Raw genomic sequence first — 23,922 nt, forward strand, 5'->3', positions numbered from 1 at the left:
AGGCACCCGGATTGTTGGTCAGTCTGGATAAAAGGGTCGTTTTATAAATACGTTAATAATAAGTTTGTTAGTAAATAAGGTCGGATAAGGCTTTGTTTATAAGGAAAACGCTCGTTGCGAAACGGGCGTTTTTTTTTGATTGTGTTTATAAGAAAATCTTATAAAAAAAACGTTCTACTCCGTGAAGAATAGAACGCTTTTTTATGGAATGGAGTTTACAAACGATAGTCAGCTAAATCATCTGCTTTAAATTTACGGATGAAATTGAAATGCTTTTCTATTTCAGCTTCAGCATAGTTTACATATACATGGGCTGACTTGGCGAACAACTCAGGTGCTTTTGTCGCATCTTGGATAAGGAGATGTGACATGATACATACGGCAGCCATTTCATAAAGACGGCGTGCTACGAAATCAAGCAACTCTTGATTCTGGGCTTCTTTTACCGCATTGGTGCATGCGTCAAATTTGTTGGCCATTTCTTTCACACGGTCCATCAGCGGTTGCATTTCTTCACTGCAAGGAATAGCTTCGTAATTACGCAAGGTTGCGATATAAGAACCGTTGGTTACATAACGGATAGCGGCTACAGTCTGTAGCTGGGTGGTACCTTCGTAAATGCTGGTGATGCGTGCGTCGCGATAGATGCGCTGGCAAGCATATTCCATCATGAAACCTGAACCACCGTGAATCTGGATACAATCGTATGCATTCTGGTTGGCATATTCAGAGTTCATTCCTTTAGACAACGGAGTGAAACTGTCAGCCAATTTGGCGTACGTCTTCTGTTCCTGACGTTCTTCAGGAGTCAGTTTACGTTCGCGGGCAATATCGTCCAATGCTTTGTAAATATCCACATAGCGTGAAGTTTGGTAAAGCAATGCACGGCCTGCATCCAGTTTGGCTTTCATGATAGCCAGCATGTCATATACTGCCGGAAAATCGATGATGGCTTTTCCGAACTGCTTACGCTCTTTGGCGTATGCCAGTCCTTCGTTGTAAGCAGCTTGTGATAAACCTACTGACTGGGCAGCGATACCCAGACGAGCGCCGTTCATCAATGCCATTACGTATTTTATCAAACCGAGTTTACGGTCACCGCAAAGTTCGGCTTTTGCATTCTTGTAAACCAGTTCGCAGGTAGGAGAGCCGTGGATACCCAGTTTGTTCTCGATACGGCGTACATCCACACCTCCTTCGTTTTTGTCATAGATAAACATAGACAAGCCACGTCCGTCTTTGGTTCCTTCTTCGCTACGTGCCAATACCAAGTGGAGGTTGGCGTCACCATTAGTGATGAAACGTTTCACACCGTTCAGGCGCCAGCAGTTGTTGGCTTCATCGAAAGTAGCTTTCAGCATCACAGACTGAAGGTCGGAGCCGGCATCGGGTTCGGTCAAGTCCATAGACATGGTTTCTCCGGCACAAATACGGGGAATGAAACGGCTGTGCTGGTCTTCGTTTCCGAATTCATACAGTGTTTCGATACAGTCCTGTAAAGACCAGATGTTTCCGAAGCCTGCATCGGCGGCAGCAACAATTTCCGCGCACATGGTATACGGAGTGATGGGGAAGTTCAAACCGCCGAAACGACGGGGCATGGTCATGCCGTTCAGTCCGGCTTTGACCATCGCATCCAGGTTCTGCTTGGTCCCTGAAGCATATTCCACACGTCCGTTTCCGCAGTGAGGGCCTTCTTCGTCCACGCCTTCGGCATTGGGAGCGATGGTTTCACCTGTGATTTCACCGGTGATTTCCAGAATCTTATCGTAAGAGTCCATGGCATCGGCATAATCCTGCGGTGCATAGTCGAACTCGTCTTTGTCTCTATAGTCGCGCTCTTTCAGTTGGCAGATGCGCTCCATCATCGGATTGTTCAAGTGATACTTGAGTTCCGGTATATCGGTATAAAAGTTTGCCATTACTTACTGTTCTTTTTATAGTATTTAATCAATTTTGGAACGACTTCTTCCACAGTGCCGTTAATCACATAGTCGGCAATGGTGTTGATCGGAGCGTTCGGGTCACTGTTCACAGAGATGATAATACCTGCGTCCTGCATACCTGCGATGTGCTGGATTTGTCCGGAGATACCGCAAGCGATATACAGTTTGGGGCGGACGGTCACACCGGTCTGGCCAATCTGGCGGTCATGGTCCGCATAACCTGCATCAACAGCCGCACGGCTGGCTCCCACTTCGGCGTGAAGTTCTTTGGCCAGTTCAAACAGTTTGTCGAAACCTTCTTTAGAACCCATGCCATAGCCTCCGGCAATCACGATAGGTGCACCTTTCAGATTATGTTTGGCTTTTTCTACATGGCGGTCGATGACTTTCACTACATAGTCTGTCTCAGGAACAAACTTGGCTACATCGTGGTTCACCACTTCACCCTTATAATTTTCGTCCAGAATCTCTTTTTTCATCACGCCTTCACGAACGGTCGCCATCTGCGGACGATGTTCGGGATTGACGATCGTTGCAACGATGTTACCACCGAAGGCGGGGCGAATCTGATACAACAGGTTTTCATAAGTGATACCGTTCTTTTTGTCTTCGTGAGCACCGATTTCCAACTGGGTACAGTCGGCAGTCAGTCCGCTGGTCAAGGCGGAAGATACACGCGGCCCTAGGTCGCGGCCGATAACGGTAGCGCCCATCAGGCAGATTTGCGGTTTTTCCTCTTTGAACAGATTCACCAAAATAGAAGTGTGAGGCAATGAAGTATAGGGGAACAGGCCCGGAGCATCGAATACGTGCAGTTTGTCTACTCCGTAGGGCAATACTTGTTTTTCAATTCCTGCAAGGCCGGTTCCGGCAGCGATTGCCTCAAGCTGGCAGCCTAACTGATTAGCTAATTTACGACCTTTGGTTAAAAGTTCGAGACTCACATCGGCCACTGTCGTGCCTTCAATCTCGCAATATACAAATACATTATTCATAATCGTTATCCTATTGTATGGTTAGCTAACAGTTCTACAATCAATCCTTCCACATCCTGGTCGCTTCCTGTCATGGTCTTGCTTTCTTTTGCCTGGAAGATGATGTTTTCAATCTTCTTCACTTTGGTGGGAGAACCCGACAGACCGCACTGCTTGGTGTCTCCTTCTACATCGGCCACACTCCATTCAGTGATATTCAGGTAAGGGAATTTTTCATATAGTTCAGCGTAGGGAAGTGCAGCACCTTCTTTGGTGATGGCTGCTTTTTCCTGTGCGCCCAAAGCGCGTTTGTATTTCTGTAACAATTTGGCATTACGCGGACGGCAGGGAGCTGCACTTCCGTTTACCGTCAGTACAATGGGCAGCGGGCCTTCCACTGTTTCCACTCCGCCGTCAATGTGGCGTTTTACGGTGATGCGACGGGCATTTTCGTCCACGTTCAGAATTTCTTCGGTGTAAGTGATCTGGCTCAATCCCAACTTTTCTGCTACCTGCGGGCCTACCTGTGCGGTATCGCCGTCGATAGCTTGGCGTCCGCCGATTATCAGGTCATATTCGCCTATTTTGCGGATAGCCGTAGCGATGGCGTATGAAGTGGCCAACGTGTCAGCGCCGGCAAAAGCACGGTCAGTCAATAAATATCCATTGTCTGCTCCTCTGTATAAACCTTCACGAATAATTTCGGCAGCGCGTCCGGGGCCCATGGTCAGGATGGTTACCGTAGAGCCGGGATGTGTGTCTTTCAGTCTGAGTGCCTGTTCCAAGGCGTTCAGGTCTTCCGGATTGAAGATGGCCGGAAGTGCCGCACGGTTGATGGTACCGTCAGCGTTCATGGCATCTTTCCCCACATTACGTGTGTCGGGAACTTGTTTTGCCAGTACTACAATTTTTAAACTCATATACTTTAATATATTTGGTATTAGTAATATTCCGGTGGCAAATTTACTTAAACAATTTGAGTGACAAAAGGATATGAGAAGAAAATATGCACAAAGTTATGCTGTTTGCGCAATGATTTTGTTGTTTTATTTGTAACTTTCGGCACAATTAGTGGATACTTATAGCGTTTTGTTTGTTATGATTTAAAATAAATAAAAAAGGAATTATGAAGAAAGTATTGTTTTTATTCGCCTTGTTGCTTCTGAGTATGGGGGCTATGGCGCAAAAAGTAATTTATGATGAAACCAACCAGACCGGCGTGCGTACAGTGGTATGCGAGGGCATGAATCTGGGTGTTTCCAATAACATGGACGTATATGTGGCACTCGCTGGATTTCAGTATAAAAGTACCATACGTTATTCGTTGGCTGTTACTATCGGGTCGGGGCATGAGGTGGAAATTCCTAATGACAGTAAGTGTGTCTTGACGTTGGATAATGGAAAGACATTAGAGCTGCCTACGGTAGCAGGCGGCGCTTCCGTATTGCAGCATGTAGATGTGGAGATGAGTGATGTGTATCAAAGTTTCCGCCGTTTTGCCTATTATAATATAAAGGCTAAAGAATTGAAGAAAACCGGCAAAAACGGTATCGTACAAATGGATATACAGTTATCTCCCGGAAACTATTCCATAGCATTCAATCAGGATGTATTGGGAAGTATGCTGACCGGTTCTATGTCATTAATAAATAATATGTTTGGTAAATAACTTCTCTTTTCATATTTTATGGTGCAGCCTTTTCTTCTCAGAAGGAGAGGCTGTCTTGTTTTTGAAAGTCAAAGGGTTAAACAAAACGTTGCTTCATGTGTTTTCCTAATGTTTTTTAATGTGATAAACTTATGAGGAAAATACGTAGATGGGGAGTATGGCTCCTTTTAATCATTCCTTTGGCACTGAATGCCCAGCAGCGGGCCGAAAAATTATTGAATGTACCTTTGCCGGAACATTGGCAGGAAGAGGATGCGATGTTTCAACAACTGCTTCCGGTGGATGACCATTGGTGGACTGTATTTCAGGATGCCACACTGGATTCATTGATTCATGTGGCTGTCAGGCAGAATCCGTCTGTCCTTACTGCCTTGAACCGTATAGATATGGCGAAAGCGAATCTGAGGATAGCCAGAGGAAGCTATTATCCGGCTTTGTCATTGGATGCCGGGTGGAACCGCCAACAGACTAGTGGTAATACCACTACGGGACAGCCTCAATCCAGAGTGGGGTATTATGATGCAACGGTTAATATGAGCTGGCAGGTGGATGTGTTCGGTTCCATCCGCCAACGGGTGAAAGCGCAGAAAGAAAATTTTGCGGCAAGTCGTGAAGAGTACAATGCGACGATGGTAAGTCTTTGTGCAGAAGTGGCGTCGGCCTATTTTAATTTGCGTGAGGCCCAACAGGAACTCAGTGTATTACAGCGCAATGCTTTATCTCAAAAGGCGGTGGTAGATATAACTGAAGTGCGTTATAATACCGGATTGGCTTCCAAACTGGATGTGGCTCAGGCTAAATCGGTTTATTATAGTACATTGGCTTCTATTCCTGCTACAGAATCCGGTATTATTCAATATATGAATGCGTTGGCTGTATTGCTCGGGCTTTATCCTCAGGATGTGACGGCTGCACTGGAAACAGGAAAGCCGTTACCCGATTATATAGAACCGGTAGGGATCGGTCTTCCCGGACAATTACTCTTACGACGTCCCGATGTACGAGTTGCCGAACGTCAAGTCAATGCACAAGCAGCCCTGTTGGGAGCTTCCAAGACCGATTGGCTTCCCTCATTTTTTCTGAACGGTTCCTTTGGCTATGCTTCACATGATATGAAAGACTTTACTAAACGTCGCAGTATGACATGGAGCATCGCTCCTTCTATGAGCTGGACGATTTTTGATGGTGGCCAGCGTGCGAATAATGTACGTTTGCAACGTGCACAACTGGATGAGACCATCAATCAGTTTAATACTACGGTTCTTACAGCGGTGCAGGAGGTGGATAATGCCATGAGTAGTTATAAGAATTCCATCAAACAGATTGTGGCATGTCGTGAGATGCTGAATCAGGGGAAAGAGGCATTCAAACTTTCATTGGACTTATACAAACAGGGGCTGAGTCCTTTCCAAAATGTATTGGATGCACAGCGTTCGTTACTGTCCTACGAGAATTCATTGGTGCAGGCACAGGGGTATTCATTGCTTTGTCTGATTCAGATGTATCAGGCATTGGGTGGAGGATGGTAGGCTGTGACGGAAAAGCTGTTGGTGACCTTCATGAACGATAGAAATAATATAAACCTAACCCAAGATATGAAAAAAATAATGATAACTTTCGCATGGACGGTATGTGTATTGACCGCCTGCGATAAAAATAAACCTTCTCAGGCAGGAATGCAGGCATTGCCTGTAGATGTAGCGAAACCTTTGGTGGAAAATGTGACGCTGACCAAAGATTACCCCGGTTATCTGGAAGCGGAATCCACGGTGGATTTGGTGGGACGGGTCAATGGAACCTTACAATCCAAGAATTTCGCACCTGGTTCCCGGGTACGTCAGGGACAGGTATTGTTCGTTATAGAACCGACACTGTATGAAAATTCAGTGAAACAAGCGGAAGCTGAATTAAAAACGGCCAAAGCTAATCTGGAATATGCTGTCAGCAGTTATCAGCGTATGAAAGAAGCGATAAAAAGTGATGCCGTGAGCCGCATACAATATTTGCAGGCGGAGAGCCATGTCACTGCTTGTGAGGCTGCCGTAAGTAATGCCGAAGCTGCTTTGAGAACTGCGCGTACCAACTTGAGTTATTGCTATGTCAAAGCTCCTTGTGACGGAGTGGTTGATATGTCGGCTTATTCGGTCGGGGCATACATCGGTGGTGCTTTGCAACCGGTTAAATTGGCTACTGTTTATAAGGACGACCGCATGTATTCCTATTTTAATATTGCAGATAACCAATATCTGACATACGAACTGACCCGGGAGACTGCCAGTAAGATTCCTGCGGAAACTCATTTTGTAACCTTGCGTTTGGGGACTGACGGGGAGCAGACATGGAAAGCCAAGCTCGATTATCTTTCTCCTGATGTGACGTTGACTACAGGTACTCTCCGCCTGCGTGCGGAATTGGATAACCCGGACGGGCTGCTCCGTCCCGGATTGTTTGTCAGTGTCACATTGCCATACGGTGAAGCGCGGAATGCGGTGTTGGTTAATGACGCCTCGATCGGAACAGACCAGTTGGGTAAATATTTGTATGTGCTGAATGACAGTGATATCGTGAATTACCGGCATATCGAGGTCGGTCAATTGGCGGATAATAATATGCGTATTGTCAAAAGTGGTTTGTCACCGTCCGAACGTTATGTCACCAAAGCATTGCTGAAAGTGCGCCAAGGCATGAAAGTGACCCCATTAATTACTAATCACTAACCATTAACCACTAACCACATGTTTTCAAAATTTTTCATAGAACGGCCTATATTTGCCACGGTACTGGCTTTGTTATTCGTGGTGGCCGGACTTGTAACCCTAAACATATTGCCCGTGGCGCAATACCCCGATATTACGCCGCCTACCGTGCAAGTCAGTGCGGTATATCCGGGGGCCAATGCTGAAACTGTAGCACAAACTGTCGGTATCCCCATTGAACAGCAAGTGAACGGTGTGGACGGAATGTTGTATATGAGCTCCAATTCCTCCGCATCGGGCGCTTATTCGCTGACCGTGACTTTCGAAGTAGGGACCGATATCGATATGGCGACTGTGATGGTACAAAACCGGGTCAGCGTAGCGTTGAATTCTTTGCCCGAAGCAGTGAAGGTGCAGGGAGTGACGGTGCAGAAGCAGTCCTCCAATATTGTGATGATGCTTACACTGAGTGGTGACAGTATTTATGATGGTCTTTACCTGACCAACTTTGCCAACCTGAATCTGGTAGACCAGTTGACCCGTGTGCCGGGAGTGGGAGCGGTGAATGTCATGGGAGCCGGTGATTACTCCATGCGTGTATGGTTGAATCCTGAAACAATGCGTATCCGCCATATTACTCCGCAACAGGTGTACGCTGCTATTCAAAGTCAGAATATGGAGGTCTCAGCCGGTTATGTGGGGCAGCCTGTCGGTAGTTCGGCCAATAATGACTTTCAATATACGTTGAATGTGAAAGGACGTCTTTCTACTCCTGAAGAGTTTGGAGACATCATATTGAGAGTGGAAGATCAGGGGAAGGTGCTCCGTCTGAGGGATGTTGCCAAAATTGAGTTGGGAAGTGCCGAGTATGGAGTTGTTTCCAGATTGAAGGGACAGCCTACGGCAGGCATTGCCGTCTATCAGTTGCCGGGGAGTAACTCATTGGATGTGTCCCGGGGAGTTCGTGCACGTATGGCGGAATTGGCTGAAACATTTCCGGCAGGGGTGAGGTATAATGTGACATTGGATACAACGGATGTGGTTCATGATTCCATTGATGAAGTGATGAAGACCTTTGTGGAGGCGATCATTCTGGTGGTGCTGGTTATCTTTTTCTTCCTGCAAAGCTGGCGGGCGGTTCTTATCCCCTGTCTTACTATCCCTGTCTCCCTTATCGGAACACTGGCGGTAATGGCCGTTTTAGGCTTTTCTATCAATACCTTGACACTGTTCGGCTTGATATTGGCTATAGCCATTGTAGTGGATGATGCCATTGTGGTGACCGAAAATGCCACCCGTATTCTGGATGAAGGGAAGCTGGACGCCCGGGAGGTTACCGGGCAGGCGATGGGAGAGATTACCGGACCTATTGTCGGAGTGGTGCTGGTACTGCTTGCTGTGTTTATCCCTACTACGCTGATTAGTGGAATTTCCGGGCAGCTTTATAAACAGTTTGCATTGACTATTGCGGCTTCTACAGTCATAAGTGGCTTCAATTCATTGACATTGACTCCGGCGGTCTGCGCTTTGTTGCTCCGTCCCACTCCGGCGCATAAGGCGCGTTTGTTCCGTTGGTTTGATAGTATGAATGACTGGATGCAGCGGATTTATGACGCTTCGGTAAAGTGGTTGTTGGCACGTCCGGTCATTGCTATCGGTTCTTATATCATAATATCAGTCATTGCTATTCTGATGTTTGTAAAATGGCCCAGTACCTTCATTCCCGAAGAAGATGACGGATATTTTATGATTGCCATCCAGCTTCCGGCCGCTTCTTCTTTGGAGCGTACGCAAATGGTAGGTAAGCAGATTGATGCTATTTTGTCAGACTATCCCGAAGTGAAGACTTATTTGGGCGTAAACGGATTCAGTATTATGGGAGGCGGTCAGTTGCCTAATGCGGCCACCTATTTTGTGGTGCTGAAGAATTGGAAAGAGCGTGCAGGTAAGGAGCATACCGCTCAAGCGGTGGTTAACCGTTTTAATGGACAGGCATACGCCATGATACAGGAAGCTCAAGTCTTTGGTATTATTCCTCCCGCTATTCCGGGCATGGGCAATACAGGTGGTTTGCAACTCGAGCTGGAGGACCGTAAGTCTTTGGGCTCGGAAGAACTGCAAAAGACGGTTGAGGCTTTATTGGCTAGTTATCATAATGAGCCGGCTGTCGCTTCCATGAGCAGTATGTATCAGGCGGATGTGCCTCAGTATTTCCTGAATATAGACCGGGATAAAGTGCAGTTGATGGGTTTGCAGTTGAATCAGGTTTTCTCTACATTAGGGTATTACATGGGGCAGGCGTATGTAAATGATTTTGTGGAATTCGGCCGTATCTACCAAGTGAAATTGGAGGCTGGCGAACAAGCCCAAAAAGTGATCGATGATGTGTTGAAACTGAGTGTGGTCAATTCGAAGGGGGAGATGGTGCCTTTCAGCAGTTTTACGCAGATAGAGCATAAGCTGGGAATGGATCAGATAAACCGGTATAATATGTACTCGGCTGCTTCTATCACTATTACTCCGGCTGAAGGGAGCAGTTCCGGGCAGGCGATAGAGGCTGTGGGGAGTTTGATAAAAAATCAGCTGGGTGGTGAGTTCGGATATGAATGGACTTCTGTTGCTTATCAGGAAACTCAGGCAGGTAATACCACTACCATTATTCTGATTATGGCATTGCTGGTGGCTTATCTGGTGTTGGCGGCACAGTATGAAAGCTGGACCAGTCCGGTGGCTGCTGTGATGGGCCTGCCGGTTGCTATCTTGGGTGCGATGCTGGGCTGCTGGGTGATGGGTGTTCCGGTGAGCATTTATACACAGATCGGTATTATCCTGCTGATAGCCTTGTCTGCGAAGAATGGTATTTTAATTGTGGAGTTCGCCCGTGATTATCGTAAAGCCGGCAATTCTATCCGTGAAGCGGCATACGAGGCGGGACATGTTCGCTTGCGCCCTATTCTGATGACCTCATTTACTTTCGTGCTGGGGGTGATGCCGTTGTTGTTTGCCACAGGCGCCGGTGCCGGTAGCCGTGTGGCATTGGGAGCGGCAGTGGTATTCGGTATGGCGGTGAATACGATTTTTGCTACGATCTATATTCCTAACTGGTATGAGGTGATGCAGCGTATCCAGGAGAAATGGCTGACAAAGAAAAAATAATTGTTGGGTTTCACCACAGATTGATCGGATTTGTACAGACAACTTTATTTAAAAACTGTATGGATCTGTGTGAATCTGTGGTGAATTTCCGTATCTTTGCTGTAAACACGTAGAATATGGATACAATAAACAACGATCTTACTAATTTATTGGAACAGATGGGGGTGCATCAGGAGAGTTTGGATGTCACTCAGCGTATTATCATTATAGCGGGGATTCTGATCATCGCTTTTGTAGCGGATTATTTTTGTAGAAAAATAGTGGTTCCTGCTATAAAGAAACTGACGGCAAGGACACAGGCTAGCTGGGATGACTATTTATTCAATGATGCTGTATTGAATAATATGTGCCACCTTATTCCCCCTATCATATTGTATGTACTGCTCCCTTTTGCTTTTCCGCATGAGCCTGTGACCTTGACGTTCATTCTGAAACTGTGCTGGGTTTACATCACGGCTGTGGCCATGAAGTTGATCTGTTCTTTTCTGACTTCTCTTTATACTATTTCAAGCGAACATGAGAAGTTGAAGAACCATCCTCTGAAAGGGGTATATCAGATGGTAAAACTGATTGTGATTTGTGTAGGGGTGATCATTATAGTCAGTACCTTGATAGATAAAGATCCTGTGAATATTCTAACCGGACTGGGTGCCTCTGCGGCTATCTTGATGTTGGTTTTTAAAGATACGATTATGGGACTGGTGGCCGGAGTCCAGCTTTCCGCCAATGATATGCTCCGGCCGGGAGATTGGATTACCATGCCGAAATATGGAGCGGACGGTACAGTGATAGAGGTGACTCTTACCACTGTAAAAGTACGTAATTGGGATAATACCATAACTACAGTCCCACCCTATGCATTGGTCAGTGATTCGTTCCAGAACTGGCGTGGTATGCGGGAAAGTGGTGGACGCAGAGTGAAGCGTGCTATTAATATAGATATGAATACAGTCCGTTTCTGCACACCGGAGCAGATGGCGGAGTTTGAGAAAAAAGTTTGGATGTCAGGCTTTGAAAGAACGGGAAAAGAGGAGGTGAATCTTTATGTGTTCCGTCACTATCTGGAATATTATTTGTGCCATAATCCTCGGGTAAATACAGAATTGATTTTGATGGTGCGTCAATTACAGCCTACACCGCAAGGATTACCCATAGAACTTTATTTCTTCTCAGCCAATAAAGACTGGATTCCATACGAACGTTTGCAAGCAGAGGTTTTTGACCATTTGCTGGCCGTTCTTCCCGAATTTGGATTAAGGGTTTTCCAAAGCCCATCAGGATTGGATGTGTTGGCTTTTTCTTCCCATTGATTATTTATAATCTCACTAGCGGAGAGATACAGAAAAACATCACAGGTTAACACGGATTAGATCAAGTTTATTACAAAATGAATAATCCGTGTTAACCTGTGGAATCTATATATTATACATGAAGTTCCAGTATGAACCGGGTTCCTTTCTTATAATCAGTATCCAAAGCCAGTGTTCCATTTAACTTATAAGCGATAAGGCTGCAGGTGGGGAGTCCTAATCCGTTCCCTTGCGTTAAATCGCGTATTTCAGCAAATGGTTTGAACAGTTTCTCACGCGCTTCAGCCGGAATTCCCGTTCCCGTATCAGTTAATATGAACTGATGTGTATGAGCGCTTCGTTTTTTAAATTCCAGTGAAATTTTACCGCTTTCCGTATATGCCGCCGCATTGTTCAGTAAATGGTTTAATATGCGTTCCAATTCTTCTGCATTTGTCTTGATATTTACACGTGGAACGTTTACCACGGCTTCTACTCCGGACTTGAAATTTATCTTCGCTTTCTCCATGATACTTTCACATAGCGTATTTATGTTCAGTTCCTTTAGCGGATAATGTTCTTCGCGTGTCTCTTCCAGTGAAATATACGTCTGGATAGCTGTCATCAGTTCTTTCAGTGCCTTGATGTTTTCATGTAAGACCGGAGTGGGGGTTGTTTCCTTTGCAGCTTCATCTATTGTATTCAGGCTTGGTTCGATCTGGGCGCTGATGTTGCCGATAAACTTGGACTTCTGTTCATTGTTTTCATTTGCTATCTGCAAGCTGTTTTTCAATTTCTTTACCTGGCGGATGTGTTTGAATAACAGGGCGGCCAAGAACAATAATCCGGCGGCCAGTATGGCCGATAACACACATAGTGCAATGATAATAATTAGATTTGTAGTAATCTTGTCTTCTTTTATCCGTAGATTTTTTTGACTGGTCTCATATTTTTGTTGCAGTGTGTTTAGCTCATTGGCTGTTTTGACTGCTTTTATGGAGTCTTGCCATGAAGTATAAAGTTTTCTCATGGCAATGGCCAGTGGGGCGTTATTGTTCTGCTCCGCATATCCCAGCATGTCTTTATAACATTGGTCTATTCCCTTTTCGTCTTTACCGGCAGAGCGCTTTTGGAACAGGCTTTTGTAACATTCCAGGCTTTTGTCTGTCATGCCGAAAGTTTGATAATAATTGGCTTCCGTCATCAGAAGTTCTTCTTGTAAAGAATCTGATTTTAACTGGTCAGTGTAGGAATGAAGTTGTTGCAAGAGTATCTTGCACTGTTCTGTATTCTTCAGATTCGTATACATACGCAAGCGTTCTTTGCCCACCATGAAACGTAATTTGTATTCAGGGGATTTTTTTTCTTGCTCACTATGATAAATCAGTGCGTCCATTTGCCGGCACGTGGCAAAGGCTTCTTTGTATTGTCTGTTTTGAGTAAAAAGCGTACTCACACGTATTCCCTCCTCTACCGCTTTGCTTATTTGTTTTTGTTCGGCATACTGAGTGAACTTTGCCCACTTTGCATTTAATTCTTTAATATTGACACCTGTCGGTGTAGCTGTTGTCTGTCCTTGCCCTGCAACACAACAAAAGGCAAGTGCTAATGTTAGAAGAATTTTTTTCATTATTGAAACAGGTTTTCTGCAAATATAACCCTTTTTTAACCAAAAAGTTTCGGAAAGTGCAACTTTTTTTCATCTTCTGGCGTCTAAAGTGTAAAACAATGACTTTTAAGCAGGACAGGCCATCTTGTAAACAGAAAAAATCATAAAATAAAAATGAGGAAAATAGTAATAATAGCCATACTGACAGCCAGTATGGTGCAGGGAGTTTTTGCCCAAAAAATAATGATAAAGGGTACTGTGAAAGACGCGGCAAGCAGAAAGGCCGCGGAATATGTCAATGTGGTTTTGCAAACAGCAGATTCTGTTTTTGTTGGAGGGACTACCACGGATGGAAAAGGCGGTTTCTTGCTGAATAAGGTTTATGCAGGCGATTATTTGTTGGCGATCTCCAGTGTGGGCTATCGTACGCAGTTTATTGTATTGGACGGTATTAAACAGAATGTGAACTTGGGGGAGATTCTTTTGGAAGATGATGCTGTGGCTATGGAAGGTGTCACGGTCAGTGCTTCCGCACAGGTCAGTCAGCCGGATCGTAAGCTGATCTTTCCTTCCGAGCGACAAATGAAGGTCTCGACAAATGGAGTCAACTTGTTGCAACAGATGATGCTTCCCCGTATTCAGATCAATCCGATGAATAATGAGATAGGAGTGCTGGGAGGTGGAGAACTTCAGCTCCGTATCAATGGGGCGAAAGCTGAAATAGAAGAGATTAGGGCATTACAGCCGTCAGACATTATCCGCATAGAGTATCATGACAACCCGGGACTGCGTTATGGGAACGCCGAGGTAGTGCTTGACTATATTGTCCGCCGTCCGGATACGGGTGGTAACTTTGGGATGGATTTGACTCAGGGGATGAATACCATGTGGGGAGAACATAATGTATTTGGGAAAGTGAACCATAAAAAGTCGGAGTTTGGAGTCTCGTTTTATACAGGTCCTCGCGATTTCTATGGCATGTATCGGGATAATGAAGAAGTGTTCCACCTGGCGGACGGAACGACACTGCATCGTATAGAAGAAGGTGAACCGGGGCATGGATCCATGTTTATGAATAATTTAAGTGTGAACTATAATTTGCAGCAGACCGAGAACTCTTTGTTCAGTGCTACTTTTCGTTTGAGAAGTAATAGCCAGCCACACATGGATTATCAAGGGGTATTGGTCAATGTTTCCGCACCTGATGATAAGGTGGATATGATAGACCGTACCAAAAATAGCTGGACTCGTCCTTCGTTGGATCTTTATTATCAGCAGGGATTGAAGAACAAGCAACTCTTGATATTCAATGTGGTAGGTACTTATAACCGGGAAAAATCACGCCGTTTGTATCAGGAAAGCTTGCAAGGCGAGTTGTTGACTGACATTCATAATAATGTATCAGGGGATAAATATTCTCTGATTGGGGAGGCGATTTATGAGAAGCAATTTTCTAAGGGGAATTCGTTGAGTTTCGGTTTGCGTCATACCCAGTCTTTTGCCAATAATGAATACCGTAACGGTCATTATTATGAAACGGATATGAACCAAGGAGATACATACGCTTATGGTGAATACCGCGGAAAGTTGAATAAATTGGACTACAGATTGGGTGTAGGTGTTACCCGTTCTTATTACAAACAAAGTGGTGATGATTTGTATGAGAATTATAGTTTTAACCCCCGTTTTGTGCTGCATTACACGTTGCCGGGAAATTCATTCATCCGTTGGAAGTCCGATATCAGTAATGCTTCTCCGTCATTGGGGGATTTAAGTGCGGTGGAGCAGATGGTGGATTCGTTGCAAATCAGGCGGGGCAACCCGAATTTGAAATCCTATCTGCGTTATCATACCGAGTTGACATACGAATGGCAGAAAGGCATATTCTATTCTAGTCTGTGGGGAGCGTATGATTATCAGCCGAAGGCTATTATGGATGAGAAATATCAGGATGGTGACAAAATTGTACAGACATGGGACAACCAGAAGGACTGGCAGAAATTGTCGGGGCGTCTGACTTTGCGTGTCGGTCCTGTTAAGGACATGTTGCAGTTCTCGTTTACCGGTGGGGTGAATCATTATATGAGCCATGGCAATATGTATTCTCATACTTATACAAACTGGTATTGTAATGCTATGGTATCTTTCAATTATAAGCAGTTTTCTCTTTTCTGGCAAATGAATACCAATTTTAATAAATTCTGGGGGGAAACTTTGTCTGGTGGTGAAAACATTCAAATGTTAGCGATGTATTATACGCACAAGAATTTGCGTGTAGGTTTGGGAGCTTTCAATCCGTTTACGGATAATTATAAGCAGCAGACCGAGAATTGGAATAAATATGCTTCCTATAAAAAAGCGAATTATGTGAAAGAGAGCTCGCAAATGTTCTTGGCAAGTGTTTCTTATCATTTTTCGTTTGGCCGTAAGTTTAAAGCCGGTCAGCGTAAAGTGAACAATAGTGATAATGATTCCGGAGTGATGAGTACCGGAAAATAAACAAGATAATCGTTTTAATGAACATAAGTTCCTGAATTTAACGAGACAATAGATAATTACCCTTGATAAAATAATAGATAAAAATGAAGAAATACATGATGGATTATGAGCTGCTGTGGGAGAGAATAACGGATTATGCAAAGGCTGCCGGTAGGACGACTGCCCGTCCTGTACTTTTATTGTATTATGTATTGCGAAGTCCTGAAACTCCCTCTTCGGATAAAATGCTGATTGTGGCGGCACTTTCGTATCTGGTATTGCCGGTCGATTTGATCTCGGCAAAGCGGTTGCCGGTTATCGGATGGATTGATGAGGCGGTATCTTTGGTTTATGCTTATAAGAAAGTATGCCGCTATGTGACTCCCGAAATAGAGTCGGAGGTGGATAATATACTGGAGCGCTGGTTCCCGGAAGGAAAGTACGAGTTGATAGAAGAATAAATTTTGTATTTGTCTTTTGGGAGGCAAGACTGGGTCTCGTCGGATTCCGGCGTGACCCTTTTGGGTTGATAAATACCGTTTTTTATTAATTCAGAGCTGGAACATGTTTCTTTGAGAAAAGAATTTTGGCAGGATAGTCTCTATTTTAGATCGGATAATTATTAAAACGGCTGATATAATCCATTTCTGAACAAATCTTAATTTTGAATCTTTTTTTTATAGCGTATATTTGACAATGAAATAGCGCTTGTCCTCTGGAATATCGCCAATTTTATAAAGACTGCACAAGGCTGTTTTCGACAGTACAGTGTTTTATGTATGTAGGACAAGTACTGTCGATTTTTTAATATTTAAAGAAAAAGGTGGATTTTCCATTGGTGAGTTCCTTTTTTTCTTTAAATTTGCGATTAGCAAAGATTTTTGAAAGTCTTTGCTTTTTGAAATATTGGGCTTACGAGCGTTAGTTAGCTAATATCTTGTCTCTAAAATCGCCAAATTTTAAGACTGCACAAGAAGAATGCTACAACGTTTGTTTACCTCGTATTATTATAACCTGTATAATCTATGGGCTTGCTTTTTCTATCTGTTTCTATGAAAAAGCAGGTGCTATGACCACTTCTTATAATATAACGAAGCGCAGACAAAGTTGTTCATTTGTGCAGTGGGTGTTTGGCGATACCTGGAGGCGGATGACAATCGGGTTTGCGCTTTTTCTATGCGTTTATTCCTGATTTTTAGTTTTTAGTGATTACCTTAAATTTAGAAATATGCGGTGCAAAAACTGTGGTTGGCCTAATAAGCCAAATGAAAAGGTCTGCGTAAAATGCCATGCGCCATTAGAAGCGGACAATGAGGAGGTTTATAATGAATCAGGAAGAGGCAATTCTTTTGCTGGTGAACAACAGCTGAATAAGACTGTGATGGAGCAGGAAATCTTTGGCGGTAGTTCCTATAACTCTCAAAAAGATGACAATCTTTCACATAGTGAGGAAACAAGCCAATGTCCTAAATGTGGTTATCCTGTTCGTCCGGGTACAGAGAAATGTCCCAACTGTAAGTTCTCTATCAAAGGTTCTGGAAGTGCTTCTCATTTTGAGGCTGGATACAATGGTCCTGCTTCGGGAGGAGGGGGAGAAACGGCCAGACGCCCGACACGGATGAACACAGATGACGGGAATAAAAATAAGTTTCGTGGTACAGTCAATCCATATATGATGAATATGGAGATGGATCCCACATTTGTCTTGAAACCTTTAAAAAGAGTCAACGAACGACATGATTTTGAGGAACAAGAATATGAAGGAAAAGAAGTGATTTTAAATCGTGATAATACGGAACAGAATAATTCATCTATTACATCGCGTCAGCAGGCCATTGTTACTCGGGTTGACGGACATTGGTATATTGAAGATCGAAGCGAGCAGAAAACGACTTTTGTTCAGGCTGCGAAAAAAGTGGAATTACACGATGGTGATATTATTCTTTTGGGAAACAGATTGTTTGAGTTTCATGAATAAAACCATTTAATATGCCGGTAGTTGCTCAGAGATGTAATTTTGCTATAGGGGATATCATTGATAACCGCTTCCAGGTAAGTAAAGTACTTGGAGAGGGATCTTTTGGAAAGGTGTATGCTGTAAAAGATTATAGTGGAAATTTGCAGGCTCTTAAACTCTTGAAATTGTGGGAAGTTCCTTCGGATATACGAGAATCTTTGATGACACGGTTTGATATGGAGTTTGAAACGGGGCGTATTAATAGCGATTATTTGGTTCATTCTATTTCTCATGGAGTAGTGGAAGGTAATCCTTATATAGTGATGGAGTATTGCCCTGGTGGAGATTTGTTAAGTGCGGCATCTCAGTCCCATCTTGACTTGGCTGAAGTTGCCACTCATGTGTTATGTGGTCTTAAAGCATTGCATAATTGTGGGAAGGTGCATCGTGATTTGAAACCGGAAAATGTTTTGGTGAAAAAGAATGGAGAGTTTGCCTTGACTGATTTTGGTATTTCCGGTGATCGTAACAAGCGAATGACTGAAAGGAATATTTTAGGTAAACCTAAACAGATATTTGGCACTTATGCCTATATGCCTCCTGAGCAATTGAACCCTCGTAAGGATGCTACAGTTTTACCTACAACGGATATATTTTCTTTTGGAGTGATGATGTACCAGTTGATTACCGGAGATCTTCCCTTTGGTAGATTGGATTCTGAACGTGATTTGATTCAATATCTGCGGAAAGGAAAGAATGGAGACTGGGATCGATATTTGTTGCTGGATACAGCCGAGGGCGGAGACTGGTGCAAATTAATAGAGGGATGCTTGATCCCTGATTTTCAAAACCGGTTACAGGATGCGGATGAAGTGCTAGCTTTAGTGCCACAGATGCAACGGGTGAGACCTCGTATCGTAGAAGAGCAACGTGATTTTCAGACTAGAATTATAAACGGGGTTCTTTTACGTATCATGCAAGGGGAAGATTATGGTAAAGTCTATAAACTTGATGATATGCTTAGAGGGGAAAGTGCCATTCTTAGTATGGGCAGAAAAGATGATGGCGTTTATAATGACATTGCAATCGTGGAAGAAAACAGCAGCTATATTTCAAGAAAACATTGTACGTTGGAACTGGACTATGATATTGGTTCTTGGGTTATCCGGGATGGCCAGTGGGATAGGTATGATACCGGAGGTTGGCGCAAATCTACCAATGGCACTTATGTCAATTCAAAGGAAGTATCTATAAATGGTTTACCGTTTAGTCCTGGTGATATAATTTCGATAGGAGATACTAAATTACGAGTGGAAGCATATTAAGTACATAACTTTAAATTAATAGAAAATGGCAGGTCATACAACAAAACCATATAAGAATACCCTATCAGGTTCCGTAGGAGCGGGGATGGGTTCTCTTTTTACTCCAGGGGGTAAGAAGTACTATATACTGGAACATAAAGTGAGCAGTAAATATCATAGGGCTGGAGAATCGCAAGAAATTATTGTGGACAATATTGAATTAGGTCGTGATTCACATTGTCAGGTGCGTTTCGACGAGAGTTTTAAAACCGTGTCTCGACATCATGCCGCTATTGTAAAGGATGGGGATATGTGGAAACTCGTTCAGATTTCAAAAACTAATTCCACATTTCTCAATGGCCATCCGGTCAAGACGGAATGGTATCTTCAAAATGGTGATGAAATACAACTTTCGGTAAATGGCCCTAAACTTGGATTTATTTTGCCAACGGGTAAAAAGTCCACAGTGGGTTCTATCGGACTGACTCGTAGATTGAGTTTGTTCAGACAGCAGGCTTTGAGACCCTATAAGACGGCGATAACGACATTGGCATGTTTGCTTGTTTTAATTTCCATAGGGGGGGGATATGTAATCTATCAACAAGGAAAACAACTGAATGATAATACTTTAGCTTTGGCTGATGCTAAAGAAGTGAATGCTAAAAATGAAAGATTGATTACAGAACAACGAAAGTTACTTGAGAATCAAGGAGGACTTTTAGATTCGTTAAAGAAAATAAAACCTAAAGTTATAGTTAAATATGTTGAAAACGGCAATACTTTAGGGCAAACTGGTAGTGTGGATATGTCTGTTTGTCATCCTTATGTATATCACATAACGGCAACAGTATTTTATAATGGGGAAGAAGTTTCTTCTTGGTTGGGAACAGGATTTCAACTTGAGGAGGGAAAATTTGTAACAGCACGTCATGTGTGTAGTACTTTTTACTCAAATAGTTTTTATATAGATAACGGAGTAGTGTATCCTCGTGAGGGAGTAAATCCTATTGATGTATATAAGGAATTGATGATTAATGTTCTAGCTCAACAAGGAAATATTCAGATTAAATTTAAGTGTGTTTCTCCAAATGATACATATTTATTTACGAATAATCAAATCAATGAGGTGGGAAAATATGATCAAATACATACGTTGAAAGAACCTTATAGAGTATATAAAATTATAAATGGAAAAGTAGCAAAAGATGCTAATGGAAATCCTGTGGTTTTAGCTCAGGTTCCAGCTGGAACAAATATTCGGATTGGAGCAGGTGGAGCTGTTGATTTTGCTTATGTGCAAAATAATTTAAAGAAGGGCTTGAAATCCAATAAAAGAATATCAACCGAACTTAAACAAGGTACACAGTTATATGTACTGGGATATCCACATGGATGGGGTAAAGGAAAACCTATTTTTTCAACAGCTATTTGTTCTCAAAATGGTTTGAGTGAAGAACTTGGGGGAACTATTATGGTTTCAAATAATAATACCGAAGGAGGAAATTCGGGAGGACCTATTTTTATTAAGACTCAATCAGGATGGGAGGTTGTTGCAATAGTTTCTGGTAGCAATGCTGCAAAAGGGCGTTTTGTACCTATAAGTGTTATTCCGTAAAATTTAAGATATGATGAAAAAAATAGTTGGTGTAATCGTTTCTTTATGTATATGTTTGGTGGTAGAGGCACAGATTTATATAAAATCAACCGAGCAACAATTCATAGAGGATGTGGTTAAAAGTGGATTATTTATCTCCAAACAAAGTTTTCAAATCTGCGATAGGGAAACTGGTGAATTGTTTGGATTGAATGGTAAAAAGGAATTTGGAGTACAATATTCTATTGGAGTAAAGATTCCTGATGGAATTGTGCTGACAGATAAAGCTGTTCGTCCTTGGTTATACAATAATAAGTTCGGAAAGTACAGACAGAAGTATGATCCTGTGTTTTACCAGGCAACATTTTCTGAAATGACAGATAAAGTAAAATACGATTCTCTTGATTATACGTTGGCTGAATTAGACGGGGTGGTTGATACAACTATATATAAGTTTTCTTCCGGCACATTTGACGGGAATGGATTTGCCTTGGATGGCACTATAGGGAAGAAAGAGGGTTGGATCGTTTGGATTACCGCAAAAAAAGACCATGATTTTGAGCAATCGGCAAATCTGAATTATACCATTTATCGTAAAACGATTACAATAGATGTTGACAAGCAACCTTTTGATATTAGCAAGCCGAATTTGGAGCAGAACATATTGGGAGGAATCTATGTCGTTCCTGTTTATACAAAAATCGGTGTCATTGAGTTTCGTCTTTGTGGTATTGTTTCATTGGTGGACGATGGTTGGAAAATATACTGTCCGTTTGTTGGAATGAAAGGAGAGGAGGCATCTGATGAGGCTCCGGGTGACACAGAGGTGGGGAGTGACGAACCGTCAGAGCTGACACCGGTAAAGGATATGGGTAAGGAGAAAGCGAAGGATAAGAAAAAGAAGAAAAAATGAGTACGATAAAATTCAGACTGGCGGCAAAGACCGATATGGGGCTTGTCCGCACAAATAACGAGGATAATTTTCAGGCAGCAGCTGATTTGTCATCCGGACAAATGCGCTGGGTGAATAATGAAATATGCTCGCTGGGTGAAAAAGGGGCATTACTCGTTGTTGCTGATGGGATGGGAGGAATGAATGCCGGCGAGGTAGCTTCGGAACTGGCCATAGAAACAGTGCGTGAATATTTTTCTTTGGAAAATCTGACGCCGGAAGTTACCAGGAACCGTTTCTCAATAGAGAAATATATGAAGGAGGTGATTGTTGCTGCTGATGCTCGTATTAAAGCCGAAGCGAAAGAAAGGCCGGAAACACGAGGAATGGGGACAACAATTGTGATTGGCTGGATATTGGAAGGACAACTTTATGTTTCGTGGTGTGGTGACAGCCGGGCTTATATTTATAATCCGGTTGCAGGTTTGCATCAAATAACGAAGGACCATTCGTATGTGCAGGGGCTTGTTGATAAAGGGGTCATTTCAAGAGAAGATGCTTTTGAGTATCCTGACAGTAATATTATAACTCGTTCTCTTTGTGATGGAGGGGCGAAGGCAAAGCCGGAGTCTTTGTTGAAGCCGTATGAATTGTGTGATAATGATATTGTTCTCTTATGTACCGACGGATTATGTGGTATGGTTAGAGATAATGAAATGGAACTGGTTATCCGTAATAATGAGCACAACATGGATGTGCTGGTGGATGAATTGATTCATGCGGCTTGCGAGGCTGAAGGATCTGATAATATAACGGTTTGCCTTTGCCAGATACTTCAAGGAGGGGGGCATTGCAATCCGGATGTCTTTATCGAATCGGAGAACCGTTTGAATGGCGGGATCAATAATATGATTCATACAGTAGTCAATGGAAATAAAGCGGGAGCTCATAAAGGCAAAAAAAAAATAACTGCACTCTTGATTTGTTTACTTTTGGTCATGGTGATAATTGGAGGAGGAATATGGTATTTTGTGGGGGGAGCTTCCGGAAAGAATGCTACAGACGTTGTAAAAACGGATTCTACGGATGTGAAGAAGGATAGCATTCCCGATACACTCAAGCAAAAGGATGATGCTGGAGACAATGATAAGGTTTCAGACTCTTCCGGGAAAGGTAATAAGGCAGAATCTTTGCCGGATCATGGTAGTGGAAAAAGTATTTTCCCCAATGATGCAAATCCAGGGAAAGATAAAGTAGAGGAAATGGATCCTGGTGAGGAGATAAATGGTGAGAAGGACGTATTGGTACCTGTAGGCAATATAAATGAAGATGAGGGCGATGCTCCGGAAGTAAAAGAACAAAAGACAATCCCTGATGAATATCTGATAAAAAAGGGAGAATTCACATGGAAAAAAATAACGGACGGCATAAATAAAGAGTATAAGACAGATTTTAGTGAGATAGAAGTAAAAAATGCGAATCCTAAAGTAGATCTTGGAACGATAAAAATAGGTCAAAAGATTAAAATCCCTAAAAAATAAGATGCTATGGAACAGAAAATAACGATTGGACGTAATCCGAAAAGTACAGTTCGTATTGAAGAACGCTGGGATACGGTCAGCAATGATCATGCCACGATAGAGAGAAGAGGCGATGCTTTATTGTTTTTTGACCATAGCTCTAATGGAACAATCATAAACGGACAAAAGGTGCAGAATACAAATGTTGGTATTTATCCTGGTGATAAAATACTTCTGGCCGGAGTGTTCGAATTGGATTGGAATATTATAAACCGTTATTTTCCATACCAACATCGGCCGACAGTTACAAGGAATATCCATGGAGGGGAGCAGAACACAGGGCGGAGAACTGTTCAAATGGATAATTTTTCCAGGAGGGATAATGTTCAGAGCATGGGGCGACAGACCGAACAGTTTACTCCTGGCGCTGTGAAAGATGTTTCTCAGAATTATGTAAGGCCGGACAGAAGAGAGAATTACGGACAAGCAAACGTTTATTCTCAGGCGGATATGGACAGAGCGATGGAGAAATGGAATTGGGGAGCGTTTTTCTGTTCATGGCTATGGGCGGTAGTACATAAAATGTATTGGCCTTTGGCTATTCTTATCATAGGGGGGATTCCGTATGTGGGACAAGTATGTAGCTTATGTCTGTCTGTTTATTTGGGCTTGAAAGGATCGCGGATAGCATGGGAAAGTGGTAAATATAAGGACTTCGAGGCTTATAAGAAAGCCCAGCATAATTGGGCGGTCGGAGGAGTGATCTGGTTTCTCATATCATTGGTTTCTTCGGCTTATCTTGTATATACCACTTTATCAATATTATAATAAAAAATCG

Annotated in this window: 17 protein-coding genes; 13 read left to right on the top strand and 4 right to left on the bottom strand. The window is 43.0% G+C overall.

What is annotated here, in order from left to right; translation table 11 throughout:
• Positions 1-215: 215 nt before the first annotated feature.
• Genes ACYQ0C_RS03715 through ACYQ0C_RS03725 form a run of 3 tightly spaced genes read right to left on the bottom strand, consistent with a single transcriptional unit; the run spans position 216 to position 3,840 of the window.
• A complete protein-coding gene (locus ACYQ0C_RS03715; protein ID WP_016278321.1) occupies positions 216-1,922 on the bottom strand; it encodes an acyl-CoA dehydrogenase family protein in 1,707 nt (568 codons plus the stop codon).
• On the bottom strand, positions 1,922-2,941 hold the full coding sequence (locus tag ACYQ0C_RS03720) for an electron transfer flavoprotein subunit alpha/FixB family protein (protein ID WP_016278322.1): 1,020 nt from the start codon (positions 2,939-2,941) through the stop codon (positions 1,922-1,924). The genes ACYQ0C_RS03715 and ACYQ0C_RS03720 overlap by 1 nt, the downstream gene beginning before the upstream one ends.
• A 5-nt stretch (positions 2,942-2,946) precedes the next feature.
• Positions 2,947-3,840: an electron transfer flavoprotein subunit beta/FixA family protein gene (locus tag ACYQ0C_RS03725; RefSeq protein WP_016278323.1), complete on the bottom strand. Its 894-nt coding sequence runs from the start codon at positions 3,838-3,840 to the stop codon at positions 2,947-2,949.
• 206 nt (positions 3,841-4,046) lie between these two features.
• Here ACYQ0C_RS03725 and ACYQ0C_RS03730 point away from each other — a divergent pair, with 206 nt between their 5' ends.
• The 5 genes from ACYQ0C_RS03730 to ACYQ0C_RS03750 all read left to right on the top strand — a co-directional run bounded on the left by ACYQ0C_RS03730 (position 4,047) and on the right by ACYQ0C_RS03750 (position 11,751).
• Positions 4,047-4,589: a hypothetical protein gene (locus tag ACYQ0C_RS03730; protein WP_016278324.1), complete on the top strand. Its 543-nt coding sequence runs from the start codon at positions 4,047-4,049 to the stop codon at positions 4,587-4,589.
• A 131-nt stretch (positions 4,590-4,720) separates the two neighbouring features.
• Positions 4,721-6,118: an efflux transporter outer membrane subunit gene (locus ACYQ0C_RS03735; RefSeq protein ID WP_016278325.1), complete on the top strand. Its 1,398-nt coding sequence runs from the start codon at positions 4,721-4,723 to the stop codon at positions 6,116-6,118.
• Between the two features lie 66 nt (positions 6,119-6,184).
• A complete protein-coding gene (locus ACYQ0C_RS03740) occupies positions 6,185-7,306 on the top strand; it encodes an efflux RND transporter periplasmic adaptor subunit (protein ID WP_016278326.1) in 1,122 nt (373 codons plus the stop codon).
• 18 nt (positions 7,307-7,324) lie between these two features.
• The gene (locus tag ACYQ0C_RS03745) at positions 7,325-10,441 is read left to right on the top strand and encodes an efflux RND transporter permease subunit (RefSeq protein ID WP_016278327.1); all 3,117 of its coding nucleotides are present in this window, start codon (positions 7,325-7,327) and stop codon (positions 10,439-10,441) included.
• 116 nt (positions 10,442-10,557) lie between these two features.
• Positions 10,558-11,751: a mechanosensitive ion channel family protein gene (locus tag ACYQ0C_RS03750; RefSeq protein ID WP_016278328.1), complete on the top strand. Its 1,194-nt coding sequence runs from the start codon at positions 10,558-10,560 to the stop codon at positions 11,749-11,751.
• A 112-nt stretch (positions 11,752-11,863) separates the two neighbouring features.
• Here the strand turns inward: ACYQ0C_RS03750 and ACYQ0C_RS03755 are convergent, their stop codons facing one another.
• The gene (locus ACYQ0C_RS03755) at positions 11,864-13,360 is read right to left on the bottom strand and encodes a sensor histidine kinase (protein WP_016278329.1); all 1,497 of its coding nucleotides are present in this window, start codon (positions 13,358-13,360) and stop codon (positions 11,864-11,866) included.
• A 153-nt stretch (positions 13,361-13,513) separates the two neighbouring features.
• On the opposite strand from ACYQ0C_RS03755, the gene ACYQ0C_RS03760 reads away from it, so the two are divergent.
• The 8 genes from ACYQ0C_RS03760 (at position 13,514) to ACYQ0C_RS03795 (ending at position 23,912) form a co-directional block, all read left to right on the top strand.
• A complete protein-coding gene (locus ACYQ0C_RS03760; protein ID WP_016278330.1) occupies positions 13,514-15,838 on the top strand; it encodes a carboxypeptidase-like regulatory domain-containing protein in 2,325 nt (774 codons plus the stop codon).
• Positions 15,839-15,915: 77 nt separating this feature from the next.
• On the top strand, positions 15,916-16,278 hold the full coding sequence (locus ACYQ0C_RS03765) for a YkvA family protein (RefSeq protein ID WP_025018167.1): 363 nt from the start codon (positions 15,916-15,918) through the stop codon (positions 16,276-16,278).
• A gap of 767 nt (positions 16,279-17,045) precedes the next feature.
• The gene (locus ACYQ0C_RS03770) at positions 17,046-17,795 is read left to right on the top strand and encodes a double zinc ribbon domain-containing protein (protein ID WP_016278332.1); all 750 of its coding nucleotides are present in this window, start codon (positions 17,046-17,048) and stop codon (positions 17,793-17,795) included.
• 11 nt (positions 17,796-17,806) lie between these two features.
• A complete protein-coding gene (locus ACYQ0C_RS03775; RefSeq protein WP_016278333.1) occupies positions 17,807-19,099 on the top strand; it encodes an FHA domain-containing serine/threonine-protein kinase in 1,293 nt (430 codons plus the stop codon).
• A gap of 25 nt (positions 19,100-19,124) precedes the next feature.
• Positions 19,125-20,693 (top strand): FHA domain-containing protein, encoded by a 1,569-nt coding sequence (locus ACYQ0C_RS03780; protein ID WP_016278334.1) that lies wholly within the window; start codon positions 19,125-19,127, stop codon positions 20,691-20,693.
• A 10-nt stretch (positions 20,694-20,703) separates the two neighbouring features.
• Positions 20,704-21,585: a hypothetical protein gene (locus ACYQ0C_RS03785; protein WP_128811914.1), complete on the top strand. Its 882-nt coding sequence runs from the start codon at positions 20,704-20,706 to the stop codon at positions 21,583-21,585.
• The gene (locus tag ACYQ0C_RS03790) at positions 21,582-23,105 is read left to right on the top strand and encodes a protein phosphatase 2C domain-containing protein (protein ID WP_016278336.1); all 1,524 of its coding nucleotides are present in this window, start codon (positions 21,582-21,584) and stop codon (positions 23,103-23,105) included. The genes ACYQ0C_RS03785 and ACYQ0C_RS03790 overlap by 4 nt, the downstream gene beginning before the upstream one ends.
• 6 nt (positions 23,106-23,111) lie before the next feature.
• Positions 23,112-23,912, top strand: coding sequence for an FHA domain-containing protein (locus ACYQ0C_RS03795; protein WP_016278337.1), 801 nt, complete (start codon positions 23,112-23,114; stop codon positions 23,910-23,912).
• Positions 23,913-23,922 lie beyond the last annotated feature (10 nt).

The sequence above is a fragment of the Phocaeicola sartorii JCM 17136 = DSM 21941 genome, from assembly GCF_054653615.1.

Excerpts from the sequence above, each read along its gene's own strand:
- ACYQ0C_RS03725 (WP_016278323.1), bottom strand. The coding sequence starts at position 3,840 with ATGAGTTTAAAAATTGTAGTACTGGCAAAACAAGTTCCCGACACACGT.
- ACYQ0C_RS03755 (WP_016278329.1), bottom strand. The coding sequence starts at position 13,360 with ATGAAAAAAATTCTTCTAACATTAGCACTTGCCTTTTGTTGTGTTGCA.
- ACYQ0C_RS03790 (WP_016278336.1), top strand. The coding sequence starts at position 21,582 with ATGAGTACGATAAAATTCAGACTGGCGGCAAAGACCGATATGGGGCTT.
- ACYQ0C_RS03775 (WP_016278333.1), top strand. The coding sequence starts at position 17,807 with ATGCCGGTAGTTGCTCAGAGATGTAATTTTGCTATAGGGGATATCATT.
- ACYQ0C_RS03730 (WP_016278324.1), top strand. The coding sequence starts at position 4,047 with ATGAAGAAAGTATTGTTTTTATTCGCCTTGTTGCTTCTGAGTATGGGG.
- ACYQ0C_RS03735 (WP_016278325.1), top strand. The coding sequence starts at position 4,721 with ATGAGGAAAATACGTAGATGGGGAGTATGGCTCCTTTTAATCATTCCT.
- ACYQ0C_RS03770 (WP_016278332.1), top strand. The coding sequence starts at position 17,046 with ATGCGGTGCAAAAACTGTGGTTGGCCTAATAAGCCAAATGAAAAGGTC.
- ACYQ0C_RS03740 (WP_016278326.1), top strand. The coding sequence starts at position 6,185 with ATGAAAAAAATAATGATAACTTTCGCATGGACGGTATGTGTATTGACC.
- ACYQ0C_RS03780 (WP_016278334.1), top strand. The coding sequence starts at position 19,125 with ATGGCAGGTCATACAACAAAACCATATAAGAATACCCTATCAGGTTCC.
- ACYQ0C_RS03715 (WP_016278321.1), bottom strand. The coding sequence starts at position 1,922 with ATGGCAAACTTTTATACCGATATACCGGAACTCAAGTATCACTTGAAC.
- ACYQ0C_RS03750 (WP_016278328.1), top strand. The coding sequence starts at position 10,558 with ATGGATACAATAAACAACGATCTTACTAATTTATTGGAACAGATGGGG.
- ACYQ0C_RS03795 (WP_016278337.1), top strand. The coding sequence starts at position 23,112 with ATGGAACAGAAAATAACGATTGGACGTAATCCGAAAAGTACAGTTCGT.
- ACYQ0C_RS03760 (WP_016278330.1), top strand. The coding sequence starts at position 13,514 with ATGAGGAAAATAGTAATAATAGCCATACTGACAGCCAGTATGGTGCAG.
- ACYQ0C_RS03720 (WP_016278322.1), bottom strand. The coding sequence starts at position 2,941 with ATGAATAATGTATTTGTATATTGCGAGATTGAAGGCACGACAGTGGCC.
- ACYQ0C_RS03745 (WP_016278327.1), top strand. The coding sequence starts at position 7,325 with ATGTTTTCAAAATTTTTCATAGAACGGCCTATATTTGCCACGGTACTG.
- ACYQ0C_RS03785 (WP_128811914.1), top strand. The coding sequence starts at position 20,704 with ATGATGAAAAAAATAGTTGGTGTAATCGTTTCTTTATGTATATGTTTG.